Origin of the sequence: Novosphingobium flavum (assembly GCF_014230315.1) — a bacterium.
Taxonomy (GTDB): domain Bacteria; phylum Pseudomonadota; class Alphaproteobacteria; order Sphingomonadales; family Sphingomonadaceae; genus Novosphingobium; species Novosphingobium flavum.
This window is the reverse complement of sequence record NZ_JACLAW010000008.1, coordinates 86,864-100,957: the sequence shown is the minus strand read 5'-3', so window position 1 is coordinate 100,957 and position 14,094 is coordinate 86,864. Positions and strand designations below refer to the sequence as shown.

General features: G+C 68.1%; 15 protein-coding genes and 1 tRNA gene. 12 read left to right on the top strand and 4 right to left on the bottom strand.

The features are described from left to right. Positions 1 to 31 precede the first annotated feature (31 nt). The 8 genes from H7F51_RS11595 (at position 32) to H7F51_RS11560 (ending at position 6,135) form a co-directional block, all read left to right on the top strand. Entirely contained in the window at positions 32 to 457 is a 426-nt protein-coding gene (locus tag H7F51_RS11595) for a hypothetical protein (RefSeq protein ID WP_185664459.1), read from the top strand. 206 nt (positions 458 to 663) lie between these two features. Then, complete coding sequence (locus H7F51_RS11590) at positions 664 to 1,791, top strand: glycosyl hydrolase (protein WP_185664458.1); 1,128 nt, start codon at positions 664 to 666, stop codon at positions 1,789 to 1,791. 9 nt (positions 1,792 to 1,800) lie between these two features. Continuing rightward, entirely contained in the window at positions 1,801 to 2,058 is a 258-nt protein-coding gene (locus tag H7F51_RS11585) for a MoaD/ThiS family protein (RefSeq protein WP_185664457.1), read from the top strand. 162 nt (positions 2,059 to 2,220) lie between these two features. Continuing rightward, positions 2,221 to 2,565, top strand: coding sequence for a hypothetical protein (locus H7F51_RS11580; RefSeq protein WP_185664456.1), 345 nt, complete (start codon positions 2,221 to 2,223; stop codon positions 2,563 to 2,565). 40 nt (positions 2,566 to 2,605) lie between these two features. After that, positions 2,606 to 3,778: a glycosyltransferase family 4 protein gene (locus tag H7F51_RS11575; protein ID WP_185664455.1), complete on the top strand. Its 1,173-nt coding sequence runs from the start codon at positions 2,606 to 2,608 to the stop codon at positions 3,776 to 3,778. 40 nt (positions 3,779 to 3,818) lie between these two features. Beyond that, on the top strand, positions 3,819 to 5,147 hold the full coding sequence (locus H7F51_RS11570; RefSeq protein ID WP_185664454.1) for a replication-associated recombination protein A: 1,329 nt from the start codon (positions 3,819 to 3,821) through the stop codon (positions 5,145 to 5,147). Between the two features lie 7 nt (positions 5,148 to 5,154). Then, the gene (locus H7F51_RS11565; protein WP_343061275.1) at positions 5,155 to 6,030 is read left to right on the top strand and encodes a hypothetical protein; all 876 of its coding nucleotides are present in this window, start codon (positions 5,155 to 5,157) and stop codon (positions 6,028 to 6,030) included. Between the two features lie 30 nt (positions 6,031 to 6,060). Beyond that, positions 6,061 to 6,135, top strand: a tRNA-Thr gene (locus H7F51_RS11560). Between the two features lie 13 nt (positions 6,136 to 6,148). Here H7F51_RS11560 and H7F51_RS11555 read toward each other — a convergent pair. Next, entirely contained in the window at positions 6,149 to 6,997 is an 849-nt protein-coding gene (locus H7F51_RS11555; RefSeq protein WP_185664453.1) for a class I SAM-dependent methyltransferase, read from the bottom strand. Positions 6,998 to 7,354: 357 nt separating this feature from the next. Here H7F51_RS11555 and H7F51_RS11550 point away from each other — a divergent pair, with 357 nt between their 5' ends. The 3 genes from H7F51_RS11550 (at position 7,355) to H7F51_RS11540 (ending at position 11,117) form a co-directional block, all read left to right on the top strand. After that, positions 7,355 to 7,732, top strand: coding sequence for a DUF6152 family protein (locus H7F51_RS11550; RefSeq protein ID WP_185664452.1), 378 nt, complete (start codon positions 7,355 to 7,357; stop codon positions 7,730 to 7,732). A 93-nt stretch (positions 7,733 to 7,825) separates the two neighbouring features. Further along, entirely contained in the window at positions 7,826 to 10,348 is a 2,523-nt protein-coding gene (locus tag H7F51_RS11545; protein ID WP_185664451.1) for a TonB-dependent receptor, read from the top strand. Positions 10,349 to 10,361: 13 nt separating this feature from the next. Continuing rightward, entirely contained in the window at positions 10,362 to 11,117 is a 756-nt protein-coding gene (locus tag H7F51_RS11540) for a hypothetical protein (RefSeq protein WP_185664450.1), read from the top strand. 82 nt (positions 11,118 to 11,199) lie between these two features. On the opposite strand, the gene H7F51_RS11535 is transcribed toward H7F51_RS11540, so the two are convergent. The 3 genes from H7F51_RS11535 to H7F51_RS11525 all read right to left on the bottom strand — a co-directional run bounded on the left by H7F51_RS11535 (position 11,200) and on the right by H7F51_RS11525 (position 12,739). Next, on the bottom strand, positions 11,200 to 11,364 hold the full coding sequence (locus tag H7F51_RS11535; RefSeq protein WP_185664449.1) for a hypothetical protein: 165 nt from the start codon (positions 11,362 to 11,364) through the stop codon (positions 11,200 to 11,202). Between the two features lie 143 nt (positions 11,365 to 11,507). Then, positions 11,508 to 12,254, bottom strand: a complete 747-nt coding sequence (locus H7F51_RS11530; protein WP_185664448.1) for an anti-sigma factor — start codon at positions 12,252 to 12,254, stop codon at positions 11,508 to 11,510. Then, a complete protein-coding gene (locus tag H7F51_RS11525; RefSeq protein WP_246448280.1) occupies positions 12,251 to 12,739 on the bottom strand; it encodes an RNA polymerase sigma factor in 489 nt (162 codons plus the stop codon). Before H7F51_RS11525 ends, H7F51_RS11530 begins: the two co-directional genes overlap by 4 nt. A gap of 80 nt (positions 12,740 to 12,819) precedes the next feature. Here H7F51_RS11525 and H7F51_RS11520 point away from each other — a divergent pair, with 80 nt between their 5' ends. After that, the gene (locus H7F51_RS11520; RefSeq protein ID WP_185664446.1) at positions 12,820 to 14,055 is read left to right on the top strand and encodes a S8 family serine peptidase; all 1,236 of its coding nucleotides are present in this window, start codon (positions 12,820 to 12,822) and stop codon (positions 14,053 to 14,055) included. Positions 14,056 to 14,094 lie beyond the last annotated feature (39 nt).

Sequence of the window (14,094 nt, the reverse complement as noted above, 5' to 3'; positions counted from 1 at the left end):
CGCTTCGATCCGCCCACAGGAGTTCGAAGCCATGAACATGCTCAAGAAGGCAACCATTGCCACCGTTCTCGGCGCCACCGCCCTCACCTCGGTTTCCCCGGCGATGGCCCAGTCCTATTACAACGGCCGCCGCGGCGGCGACACCACCGGCGCCGCGATTGCCGGCGGGATCATCGGCCTCGCCATCGGCGCGATCGTCGGTTCCTCGATCAGCAAGAACAACAACAACGATTACCGCTATCGCTATGCCAACCGCGGCTGGACGTGGCGCGACGGCTACTACTGGGACCGCCAGGGCCATCGCTACGACCGCAACGGCCGGAACTGCGACGAGGACGACAACCGCGGCTACTACGACCGGCGCGGCTATGACGACCGCGGCTACGGCCAGAACGATCGCGGCTACTACGGGCGCGACGACTACTACGGCCAGCGCAACTACCGCTACGGCAACTGATCCGCAGCTGTCATGACCTGAGCCACCGTTGGCGCCGCGGGCACATGCGGCGCCGACGAGGGGGGCGCCCGGCCTGCCGCCGGGCGCCCTTACTCGTTTCCTCCGGCTGCGAACCATTGACCGCGAACGCAGTCGGCCCGAAACTGGCCCTCCCCCGCGCGCCTGCCCGCAAGGGCCAGCGACCGATAATCGAGGGAGACCGAGACATGCGCGAGCTTGCCCTGCTGGTTGCGACGCGAAAGGGCGCGTGGATCTATCGCGGCGATGCCGGGCGCCGGGAATGGAGCGCCGATGGCCCCCACTTTCTCGGCCATATCATCCATCATCTCGTGCTCGACCCCCGCGATCGGCGCACCCTGCTTGCCGCGGCCAAGACCGGGCACCTTGGCCCGACGATCTTCCGCTCGACCGACCTTGGCCGGACCTGGAGCGAAGCACGGCGCCCGCCAGCCTTCCCCAAGGCGGCCGAGGGCGAGATGGGGCGCGCAGTGGATCACACCTTCTGGCTGACCCCGGGCCATGCCAGCGAGCCGGGCGTCTGGTACGCCGGAACCTCGCCGCAGGCCCTGTTCCGCAGCGAGGATGGCGGCGAGACGTGGGAGGGCGTTGCCGGCTTCAACGACGCCCCGGCCTACCGCGACCGGGCGGGCGACGCCCAGGACGGCACGCCTGACGGTCCCAAGCTTCATTCCATCCTGGTCGACCCGCGCGACGCGGCGCACCTCTATCTCGGCATGTCGGGCGGTGGCGTCCACGAGTCGCGCGATGCGGGGCTCAGCTGGGCGCCACTGATCGACGGGCTGGAGGTGGTTGCCGGGTTCGACGCCAGCCAATGGGCCTTCCACGATCCGCACTGCATCGCGCTGTGCCCCTCGAACCCGGATCGGCTCTATCAGCAGAACCATTGCGGGATCTACCGGATCGACCGGCCATCGAACCGATGGCACCGGATCGGCCGCGCCATGCCGCCCGGCGTGGGCGACATCGGCTTTCCGATCGTGGTCCACCCGCGCGATGACCGGACCGCATGGGTCTTCCCGATGGACGGCACCGACGTCTGGCCGCGCACCAGCCCGGACGGCAAGCCCGCCGCCTATGTCACGCGCGATGGGGGCGAGACATGGCAGCGCCAGGATACGGGTGTGCCGCCGGCGGAGGCATGGTGGACGGTGTACCGCCAGGCCATGGCCAGCGACACCTGCGATCCGGTCGGTCTCTACTTCGGCACGGCCAGCGGCAGCCTCTGGGCAAGTGCCGACGAAGGCGAACGCTGGACCCCGCTGGCTGACAACCTTCCCCCGATCTTTGCCGTTGAAACGGCAATCCTGGACTGAGGGGCCGCCGTGAAGGTCCTGATCCCCAGCGCGCTGGAATCCTACACCGGCAAGTCCGAGGTCGACGCTGAGGGCGAGAACCTGGGCGAGTTGTTCGCCGCGCTCGATCGGCGCTTTCCCGGCATCCGCTTTCGCGTGATCGACGAGCAGGACCGCTTGCGCCGCCACATGCGCTGCTTCGTCAACGGCGAGCAGGTATTCGACCTCGCGCAGCCGCTGTCCGCCCACGATGAAGTGATCATCATTCAGGCGCTCAGCGGGGGCTGACCGGGCCGGGCGCGCGCGCCCTGCGCGATGGCGTCGGCTTGCCGCTCGCCCGGTCCATTCGTCGCAAGATGTAACGAAATTCACATGCCGTTCAGCGCTGGAGTCGCCAATTGACCGGCGACCGTGCGGCAGGAGCGGCAATCCTTTGGCTGGAGGAAACTCATGACCATCATCAAGAAGGCAGTACTCGCTGTCGCGCTTGGCGCGGCAACGCTCACGGCGGCATCGCCCGCCATGGCCGATGGCTATCGCGGCTATCGCCGGGGTGGCGACACCACCGGGGCCGCGATCGCCGGCGGCATCGTCGGTCTCGCTCTCGGCGCGGCGATCGCCTCGGGCAGCCGCGACCGTTACTACGACGACGGTTACTACTATGCGCGGCCCTATCCGCGCCAACGCAGCTACTACGTCTACCGCGAATATCCGCGCTACGTGCCGGTCTATCCGCACCGGGAATATCGCGGCTATGATCGCTACGACCGGCGCGGCTATCGCCACGGCTGGTAAGCCTCGCCAAACGGCGAAGCGGCGTGTAGGGGCGGCGGCCATGACCGTCGCCCCTTCCTCTTGCGAAAGCCTGCGCATCGCGCTGTTCAGCGGCAATTACAACTACGTGCGCGATGGCGCCAACCAGTCGCTCAACCGGCTCGTCGGCTATCTCCTGCGCCAGGGCGCGCAGGTCCGGGTCTATGCCCCGACCGTGGAAACCCCCGCCTTCGAGCCGACCGGCGATCTCGTCTCGCTCCCCTCTTTCGCCATTCCGGGCCGCGCCGAATACCATGTGGCGAGCGGGATCAACCGCCGGGTGCGCCGCGATCTTGACGCGTTCCAGCCCAACATCGTCCATATCTCCTCGCCCGATCCGGCCGCCCACCGCGCCGTGAGCTGGGCGCGCGAACGCGGCCTGCCGATCCTCGCCTCGGTCCACACCCGGTTCGAGACCTATCCGCGCTATTACAACCTCGCCTTCCTCGAGCCGATCCTCGAGGCCCTGCTGCGCCGGTTCTATCGCCGCTGCGATGCCCTGGTGGCGCCTTCGGAATCGATGGCCCAGGTGCTGCGCGAGCAGCGGATGAACTACGACATCTCGATCTGGTCGCGCGGGGTGGACCGCGAGATGTTCAATCCGCAGCGCCGCGACATGGAATGGCGCCGTTCGATTGGCCTTGGCGATGACGAGGTGGTGATCGGCTTCTTCAGCCGGCTGGTCATGGAAAAGGGGCTCGACGTCTTTTCCGACGCGATCGACGAACTGCGGGCCAAGAACGTGCCCTACCGCGTGCTGGTCGTGGGCGACGGCCCGGCGCGCGACTGGTTCGAGAACCGGCTGCCCGAGGCCACTTTCACCGGGTTCCTCGGCGGCACCGACCTGGCCCGCGCGGTCGCCTCGATGGACGTCCTGTTCTTCCCCTCGATCACCGAGACCTTCGGCAATGTCACGCTCGAGGCCATGGCCTGCGGCCTGCCGGTCGTGGCGGCGGCGGCGACCGGGAGCGAGAGCCTGGTCGACGACCGGGTGACCGGGCGCCTGATCCGCCCCGGCGCGATCCACCAATATGCCGACGCGCTCCACACCTATGTGACCGACCCTGCCCTGCGCCGCCGCCACGGCGATGCGGGCGAGGCGCGCAGCCTCGAATTCTCGTGGGACCGCATCAACCAGGCCGTGGCCGACACCTATCTCAGGCTGGTGCGGGCCAAGGCGCGCAAGCGGGCTTGAGGCTGGTGCAATTCGCGGCGGACATGCCTAGATAGGCGCGATGTCCGACCTGTTTGCCGACGATCCCCTGCCCGACCAGTCCGACCGGCCCCTGCGCGAGGATGCGCCGCTGGCTGACCGCCTGCGCCCGCGCGCGCTCGACGAGGTGATCGGGCAGGAACACCTGACCGGCGCGGAAGGCGCGATCGGCCGGATGGTAGCGGCCGGACGCCTGTCCAGCATGATCCTGTGGGGGCCGCCGGGCACCGGCAAGACCTCGATCGCGCGGCTGCTTGCCGCCGCCGTGGGCATGCGCTTCGCCGCGGTCAGCGCGGTGTTCTCCGGCGTGGCCGATCTCAAGAAGGCCTTCGCCGAGGCCGAGGTCGCCGCCAAGGCCGGGCGTCGGACGCTCCTGTTCGTGGACGAGATCCACCGCTTCAACCGCGCCCAGCAGGACGGCTTCCTGCCCTTCGTCGAGCGCGGCACCGTGACCCTCGTCGGCGCGACGACCGAGAACCCGAGCTTCGCGCTCAATGCCGCCTTGCTCAGCCGGGCACAGGTCCTGATCCTCCACCGCCTCGACGCCGGGGCGCTGGCGACCCTGATCGTCCGCGCCGAGGAACTGGAAGGCCCTCTCCCCCTCACCGCCGAAGCGCGCGACGCGCTGGTGGCGAGTGCTGACGGCGACGGGCGGTTCCTGCTCAACCAGGCCGAAACGCTTTACGCCGCGCAGATCCCCGAACCACTCGATCCGGCCGGGCTCGGCAAGTTCCTCCAGCGCCGCGTGGCGGTCTACGACAAGGACCGCGACGGCCATTACAACCTGATCAGCGCCCTGCACAAAAGCCTGCGCGGCTCGGACCCGCAGGCCGCGCTCTACTATCTCGCGCGGATGCTGACGGCGGGGGAAGAGCCGCTCTACGTGCTGCGCCGGCTGGTGCGCTTCGCCAGCGAGGATGTCGGCCTCGCCGATCCGCAGGCCCTCGTCCAGTGCCTCGCCGCCAAGGACGCCTACGAGTTCCTCGGCAGCCCGGAAGGCGAACTGGCGATCGCGCAGGCCTGCCTCTATCTCGCCACGGCCCCCAAGTCGAACGCCGCCTATGCCGCCCAGAAAGCCGCGTTCAAGACCGCGCGTGAAACCGGCTCGCTGATGCCGCCGGCCAATATCCTCAACGCGCCGACCAAGCTGATGAAGGACAGCGGCTACGGCAAGGACTATGCCTACGACCCCGACGCGGAAGACGGCTTTTCCGGCGCCAATTACTGGCCCGAGGGCATGGCCCCGGCCGAATTCTACCAGCCGTTCGAGCGCGGCTTCGAGCGCGAGCTGAAAAAGCGGCTCGAATGGTGGGACAGGAAGCGGCGCGAGCGCCAGGCTGCGGAGGAATAGGCACAAGGTGCGGTTTTCCCGCTTCGTGGCGATCGACTGGTCCGGCGCGGCCGGAGAGCGCCACCGCGGCATTGCGCTGGCCATGGCCCAGCCCGGCGATGGAGCACCGGAACTGGTCCGCCCCGGCCACCGCTGGTCACGCGGCGAGGTGCTCGACTGGCTGCTGGACGAGCTTCCGGCCGACAGCCTGGTCGGCCTCGACCTCGGCATGTCCCTGCCCTTCGCCGATGCCGGGGCCTTCTTTCCGGGCTGGATCGAAAGCCCGGCCGATGCCCGCGCGCTGTGGGCGCTGGTCGACCGGATCTGCGCGGATGACCCGCACCTCGGCGTCTCGTCCTTCGTCGATCACCCTGAGGCGAGCGCCTATTTCCGCCGTCACGGCGGGCGGGAGGGGGCAGGCTTCGGCGCGAACGGCAAGCCGGGCGGGCGCGGCCGCTTTCGCCGGACCGAACATGCGCAGGAGCGCATGGGCTGCCGGCCCTATTCCAATTTCAACCTGATCGGCGCGGCGCAGGTGGGCAAGGGCAGCCTGTCCGGCATGCGCGTGCTCCACCGGCTGGGCGGGGCCCTGCCGGTCTGGCCGGTCGATCCCCTGCCCGCCGCCGGCTCGGTCGTGGTCGAAATCTACACCAGCCTTGCCGCCATCGCCGCCGGGCGCAGTGCCGGCCGCTCCAAGATGCGCGACCATGCAGCGCTGAACGCGGCCCTCGCCGTGCTTGGCAGCATGCCTGTGGCTGCAGGCGGGCCCATCGACGATCACCGCAGCGATGCCCTGCTCACCGCCGCCTGGCTGCGCCGCGCCGCCTCCAGCCCGCAACTGTGGATGCCCGCCGGCCTTGCAGAGATCGCGCAAACGGAAGGCTGGACCTTCGGCGCGACCTGAGGCAAAGCGCGCAGCGACCCATGTGGCGATGCCGGCTTAGCACAGTGGTAGTGCAGCGGTTTTGTAAACCGAAGGTCGGGGGTTCAAATCCCTCAGCCGGCACCATCAAACGATGGGATTACTTCCAGGCCCGCTTGCGGAACAGCAGCGTCATGCGGTCGCTCTCGCCGATCGCGTCGTATTTCGCGCGGTCGACGTCCTTCTTGCGATAGGTCGGAGGCAGAACCCACACGCCCTCCGGGTAATTGGCCGGGTCCTTCGGATTCGCGTTGATCTCGGTCTTCCCGACCAGCTCGAAACCGTGAGCTTCGACCATCGCGATGACGTCCTTTTCGCGCAGGTAGCCCTTGTTGCCGTCGGTATAGTCCGGGTCAGCATCCGGCTTCGCGCGGTGCTGCTCGATGCCCAGCAGGCCATCGGGCTTGAGCAGGTGGCGCATCAGGTTGAGATCGGGCGAGAGATAGCCGCCGCGCAGCATGTTGTGCACTTCGCGGAAGATGAACACGCGGTCGACCGTGCCGTTGAGCGCGGCCGGCGCCTCTTCGCCGTTAAAGGCCAGGAAGCGCTCTGCCGGTTGCCCGGTCCAGGCGGCCGCCTTGGGCGGGAAGGTCGCGGCGATATTGGCCATGATCCGCTTCTGGTATTCGTTGCCGCGGGTCAGGTTGGGATTGAGCGCGATGTAGCGCCCCCCCTCACCGATGTAGGGGACCAGCAGGCGCGTGAACCAGCCGCCCTCGGGCAGATATTCCACCACGGTCATGCCGGGATGGACGCGGAAGAACTTGAGCGTTTCGACCGGATGGCGCCACACGTCGCGCGCGCGGTCCTTCTCGCGGTGGGGATCGGCCAGGGCCTTGCTCAGGGCCGCATCATCGGCCGCGCTCCAGCGCGGCGCCTGTTCGGCCGAAACCGCCATCGGCGCGGCCAGGCAAAGTGCCATGGCGGCGGCATTACTGAATAGGCGCATCGATCCTTCCCCCTCCCACATTCGTGTCGGCGCAGGTGGCCGAAGGTGTTCGCAAGAGCAATTTCAACGGCGTTACAGCGAGTCCTATTTGCGTGATGCTGCTCAGGCATTCCCGCCCGGCCCCGTCACGGGCCTTCCTGCGAGGACAAATTTGCAGACTATCATAACGGAATTTGAATAGCCGCCCGCAGGCATCCTTATTATCCGCCCCTTCCAATTCAACGGCAAGTCAAGAATTAGCGATAATTTTTCGTAACATAATGCAGCGAATTGCGAATGCTCCGGGGCGCTCGAACGCAGGTTCGACAACATGGGAGCAACAATTCCGGAACGAGCCGCATGATCAAGGGGGAAGACATGAAACGAGCCATCGCACTTTGTCTGGCTGCGGCGGCGCTGATGCCGGCGCCGGTCAGCGCCCACCATTCCTTCGCGATGTTCGATGCCCGGCAGACCTTGACCGTCAAGGCATCGGTCACCGAGTTCCAGTGGGCCAACCCGCACTGCTGGATCGAGCTTGACGTTTCCGCAGGACAGGGCGCGCACAAGGGCTTCACCCATATCGCGCTCGAGGCGAATGCGCTGAGCTACCTGCGCGCAGGCGGCTGGAACGCGCGCACCCTCAAGCCGGGCGACCAGGTGACGGTCGAATACCATCCCATGCGCGACGGTACGCCGGCGGGCCAACTGCTGACGCTGCGGCTGGCCAACGGCACCCTCCTGAAGGGCCAGTAAGGCTCTTCCGTCGATCCGTCCGTCCATCCGCCGCCCCTCTCGCGGGGGCTGAATTCCCATGCCCAGAATGCATCCTTCGTGAAAGGACCTTTCATGCCCACTTTTGCCCGCCGCAAGTCGGCCCTGCTCGCCTCCGCCTTCACCGCTGCGCTGATCGGCGCCCCGGCCCATGCCGAAGAAGCGGCCCTCGACGGCGACATCATCGTCACCGCCAACAAGACCGAGCAGCCGCTGAACCGCGTTTCGGCGAGCATCGTCGCCCAGACCCAGGATGACCTTTCAGCCCAATCGGTCCGTTCGGCCCAGGATCTCGCGCGCGTCGTCCCTGCGCTCACCATCACCAGCGGCAACAACCCGCGCGGGGCCAACATCGCCATTCGGGGCATCTATTCCTCGATCGGCGCGGCAACCACGGCGGTCTACCTCGACGATATCCCGCTCCAGCGCCGCGCGACGCTGGGCAGCTTCAGCGGCAGCGGCGTGATCTTCCCGCAGATGGTCAACCTCCAGCGGGTCGAAGTGCTGCGCGGACCGCAGGGCACGCTGTTCGGCGGCAGCGCCGAAGGCGGCGCGGTGCGCTTCATCACCATGCAGCCCGATCTGAACGACTTCCACTATTCCGCCAAGGTCGAGGGCGCGCAGACCGAAGGCGGCTCCCCCACTTACGAGCTGGGCGGCTCGGTGAACCTGCCGCTGGTGGCCGGAACGCTGGCCCTGCGCGCCTCTGGCGACATTCGCCGCGAAGGCGGCTACATCGACCATGTCGACATCTATTCCGGCCAGACCATCGGCAAGGACACCAATTCGGTCCTGCGCAAGTCCGGCCATGTCAGCCTGCTCTGGCAGGCGACCGACACGCTCAAGGTCACGCCTGCGTTCTACGCCTCCTACGAGAAGTTCAACGACAGCGACACCTGGTGGGAAGACGTGGCGGCAACCGCCGTGCCATCCCGCAGCTTCAACGCTGCCGGGGCCGCCTACACCGGAAGCAACGGCCCGGTGAACTTCACCCTGCCCGGCTTCACCTATGGCCCCTACAACGTGTTCGGCCCGTTCCGCACCGGCAAGAACTGCAACATCGGCGAGAACTACAAGAATACCATCGCGCCGTGCTTCACCCCGTCGACCCGCACGGCCACCCTTTACGCCCCGAGCCTGGCCTTCGACCTCGACCTGCCGTTCGGCGACCTGCACTTCTCCAACGTCTACCTGGAAGACCGCAACCGCGGCCAGAACGACCAGAGCTACAATGAAACCGGCTCCTATCAGGCCGGGGTGCCATTCCTCTACACCTTCCCCGTCTTCCGCGCCCTGGCGACTTACGAAAACAAGCGCACGGCCTGGTTCCAGGAACTGCGCCTTGCCGCCAAGCCGCACAGTGCGGTGCGCTGGGTCGCGGGGGTCTACTACTCCAAGCAGAACACCCGGTCGGAATCGCACGATTTCACCGATCTCGCGGCATGGGCCCCGGCCCTGCGCGGCGTGTCGGACACGATCATCTACGGGGCGCCGGTGGCCGCCAATGGCGATGTCTCGTCCCGCGTGCAGACGCTGGACGAGACCGAGCTGGCCGCCTTCGGCCAGATCACCGTCCCGCTTGGAAGCGCCGTGCGGGCAACGGCGGGCCTGCGTGCTTCGGACAATCGCTTCGGCTACGACACCCAGCTTGCCGGCTCGTTCTTCGGCTATGCGGTCCCCACCACGGCCAACGGCGGCCTCAGCACCGGCGTCCAGCGCCAGACCTCGGTCACGCCCAAGTTCGGGCTTGAGCTCGACGTCGCGCCGGGCACCATGGCCTATGCCTCGGCCGCCAAGGGCTTTCGCATGGGCGGGGTCAACACCGGCCCGTTCGCGTTCAAATGCGCCTCCACCTTCGCCGCGCTGGGGATGACCGACACCCCGCGAGACTACGATTCCGACAGCCTGTGGAGCTATGAACTCGGCGCCAAGACCAGCCTCTTCGGCGGCAAGGCACAGGTCCACGCTTCGGCATTCTATGTGGACTGGCGCAATGTGCAGGTGAACTACACCCTGCCCAGCCCTTGCGGCTTTGCCTATACCACCAATGCCGGCCGCGCGATCAGCCGCGGCTTTGACCTCGAGACCGAAATCCGCCCCGTCGAAGGCTTCAGCCTGAGCTTCCTCGCCGGCTATACCGATGCCTTCTACAAGGACGCGCTGGTCGGCCCCTCGCCCACCTTCTCGGTGTTCATTCCGGCGCACACGCCGATGCCCGTGCCGCGTTTCCAGTACAGCATCGGGGCAACGATCGAACGGCCGGTCGGCGCAGGCGCGACGGTGAGCCTCACCGCCAATTTCCAGCACACCGATTCCTATCAGACCGGCAACGGCCCGAACTCGTCGTCCTACAACATCGACACCGACCGCACCCCCGCGACCAATTACATGACCGCGCGGCTGGCCTATGACTTCGGCAATACCACCGTGGCCCTCTATGCCGACAACCTGCTCAATTCGCGCGACATCACCTCGCGCTCGGGCGGGCGCTCCTGCTCGAACGCCACCTGCTCTACGGTGCGCTCGAACAACCCGATCTTTACCGACACCACCTTCCGCCCGCGCACCCTGGGCATCACGCTGACGACGCGGCGCTGAGGAGTTGGCGAAGATGAGCAAGTTCCGCACCCCCGCCACGCTGGCGCTCGCCGCCAGCCTGCTCACCCCGGTCCGCGCCGGGGCGGCGCCCGCCCCGGACGTTGCGGCGATCCCCGGCAACCGCAACCTCACCGGCAGCTGGGAAATGGTCCGCCAGACCGGCTTCGGCCCGAAGCAGACCCGCGAGGGGGTGACCTATGTGGTCTATCCCTACACGCCCGAGTTCCAGAAGGACTACGAGCACCGCATCCAGGAGGAAATCGAAGGCAGGCCCGTACAACCCGCCGGGTCCACCTGCCTGCCGTCGGGTCTCGGCCGGATGATGACCGTCAGCGGAGTGATCGAGATCTTCCAGTCGGCCGACCAGGTGGTGGCGCACAAGGAAAACCAGGCCCTCATGCGGGTCTTCCTAAACCGCGGCCACCTGCCGGCGGATGAACTCGATCCGACGTTCTACGGGGACTCGGTGGGGCATTGGGAAGGCGACGTGCTGGTGGTGGACACCATCGGTCTCGGCGCCCAGCCCTATATCGACGGGCGCGCGATCTACAGCGAGCAGGCCCACATCATGCAGCGCATTCGCCGGATCGACGAGGAAACGCTGGAAGTGACGATCACGATCGAAGACCCGAAGGCCTTCACCCGCCCGATCACCTCGACCGCCACGCACAAGCTGCTCAGGAACTACGAAATGGGCGAATACTACTGCACCAACGAGCGGCACCGCTTCGCCCCGGGCGCGGACCAGTCGGTCGTCCTGAAGCCGTAACCGCGCCCGTAACGAGAAAGGGCCCCGGGCAGATGCCCCGAGCCCCATCACTCCGGCGGCGCCGGTTTCCGGTAAAAAACGATCAGGCGGCCGGTGCGCGCAGGACCGGATTGGCAAGCTGGGCGCGATAGTCGCGCGCAAGGCCGATGTAACGCTCACGCTTGTCTGCGATCTTGGTGCGCGCCGCGATCAGATAACACCGATCAATGCGGCGGGCGAGCACATCACGGCTCCAGCTGCTGCGCATGGCCTTCCTCTCCTGTTATTTTTTGAAGCGCGCATAATGCCTCGCTTCGGGGCTGTTGAAAACCCCCTTGCGGCCAAGCGCCGATCCGGGTCGCCGGACCGAGCAGCAAAGGTTTGCAACTAGTGGGTTTGCAGCACCCCGGATCAGCGCGACCAGCCGGCGGCGCGGGCGGTGCGCTCGCCTTGCTCGTCCAGCGCCTCGCCCTCGGCCAGGTCCTGCGCGGCGGCGAAGACCTGTTCGGAAGCGCTGCCGGCCTGGCGGTACTGGCCCTGCTCCGCCGCAGCCCCGCCGAATTGGCGGATCACCTTCCACCCGCCGCCGACGTGGCAGGCGATCCCGCTGCCCGCGCCCTCGGCATAGCCCCGGCACAGGGTTCCGGCCTTGTCGCGGAAGCTGATCAGGATGCGCACCGGCTCGCTCCCGCTCTGCCCGGCGGCAAGCTGCCGGTCGAGCGCGGCGCCCAGCGCCCCGCCCGCCTCGTTGCCGGAAGGACGCAGGCCGATGCCGAGCACGGCCAGCACCAGCGAGGCGGCCAGCGCGGGACCGGCCCAGCGCGGCCAGCGCGCGCGGGCCGGCCTAGCCTGGGCGGCCTGCGCGGCCTTGCGCGCCGCCCGGGCGGCGGCAAAATCGATCACTTCCGCCTCGACCCGGGCCACGGCCGGGACCTCGACCGGCGGGGCCGCCCGCAAGAGCGCGGCAAGATGGTCGGGCACGGCCTCCTCGGCCACCGGGGCGAAATGGGCCGCCAGCCGCGCCTTCAGCGCGCGGTGCGCGGCGAGCTCGGCCTGCAGCTCGACATTCTGCCCCAAAGCAGCCTCGACCACGCGGGCCTCGGCCTCATCCAGTTCGCCGTCGGCATAGGCCGCGAGTTGTTCGGGGGTGATGGTCATGCCGCTTCTCCCAGCATTGCCAGCAGGGCATCGCGCCCGCGCACCAGCCGCGAATTGAGCGTACCCACCGGGCACCCCACGATCGCGGCTGCTTCCTTGTAAGACCAGCCCTCGACCATCACCAGCAACACGGCCTCGCGCTGCTCGTCGGGCAGACGGGCCATGGCGCGATTGACGTCGAGCAGTTCGGCCCGCTCCTCCTGCCCGCCGCTTGCGCCAACGCCAAGCCCCTGTTCCTCGTCCACAAAGGTCTGCCCGCGCCGGGCGGAGGCTCTTGTCTCGTCTATCCAGATATTGCGCATGATCCGATACATCCAGCTGTCGAGCCGCGTTCCCTCCTGCCATTGCTGGCGGCTGCGGAGGGCGCGCTCGATCGTCATCTGGCACAGGTCGTCGGCCTGGGCAGGGTGGCGCGCCAACCCGGCCGCGAACCGTCGCAGCCGGGGCAGGAGCGCCAGAATTCCCTGTTCGAAGGCATTTGACAGTTTTCGTGCCCTTTCGTGGATGAAACGAACGAGACGGGACGTTTCATCCCTGTCCCTTCCTGTTAGCGTGACAATTGATGATGAAAAGCCGCCTTCCCCTGATTTTCGCCCTGCTGCTGGGGGCCGCCGTGCCCGCATCGGCGCAATTGGGCCTGCCCCCGGTCGGCGGCGCGCTGGACCGGGTAACGGGAACGCTGGGCTCCGCGCTGGACCGGGTGGGCGACACGGCCGGAACCATCGCCCGCAATGCCGCCGATCTCGCGCGCGAGCGGACCGCGCGGCTGGCCGAACTGTTGCGCCGCCATGGCGATGCGATCGAGGTCAATGCGGCCGGCGCCCCGGCCCGGCGCGGCGAACTGCTGGCGCTCGACCTTTCGCCGCAAGATCTTGCCCGCGCCAGGGCTTCCGGCTTTGCCGCGCTGGAGAGCCAGCAACTGGGCGAACTGGGCCTGACCGTGACCCGGCTCGCCGTTCCGCCCGGAATGCCGCTGGCCAAGGCCGAGCGGGCGCTGCGGCAGGCCCTGCCGGAGGCAACGATCAGTGCCGACACTCTGAATTTCCCCGCAGGCGCTGCGGCTTCCGCACCGGCCAAGGCTCCTGCTCCGCCTTCCGGCACAGGCACCACCGACCTTCCCGTGGGCGTGATCGACGGCGCGCCCGGGCCCGGCGTGGGCGCGGCGGCGGTCCAGGGCTTTGCCCGCGGCGCGCCGCTCGCCAACGATCATGGTAGCGCGGTCGCCTCGCTGCTGCGGCGAACCGGCGCGCGCCGGGTGTTGGTGGCCGATGTCTACGGCAGCGATCCGGCGGGCGGCAATGCCCTTGCCATCGGCCGGGGGGTGGACTGGCTGCTGCGCCAGCGGGTGCGGGTGATCTCGATCAGCCTCGTCGGCCCGGCCAATCCGCTGCTGGAACGCGCGCTGGGCGCCGCGATGAAGCGCGGGGTGGTGCTGGTCGCCGCCGTGGGCAATGACGGCCCGGCCGCACCGCCCGCCTATCCCGCCTCCTATCCGGGGGTCATCGCGGTCACCGGCGTCGATGGCCGGAACCGTGCCCTGATCGAGGCGGGCCGCGCCCTCCATCTCGACTATGCGGCCCCCGGTGCTGACATGACCGCAGCCAATGCGGCCGGGCAATGGCTGCGGGTGCGCGGCACATCCTACGCGGCGCCGCTGGTGGCGGCGCGGGCCGCCCTCGCGCTCGATCGCGGGGCTCCGGCAATCGCCGCGCTGGACCGCGAGGCGATCGACCTCGGCGGCAAGGGTGCGGACCGGACCTATGGCCGGGGCCTCGTCTGCGGCGCCTGCCGCGCCCGATAAAATCGCGCCTCGAAACTTTTCGAACTTTTTTGCGGCGCC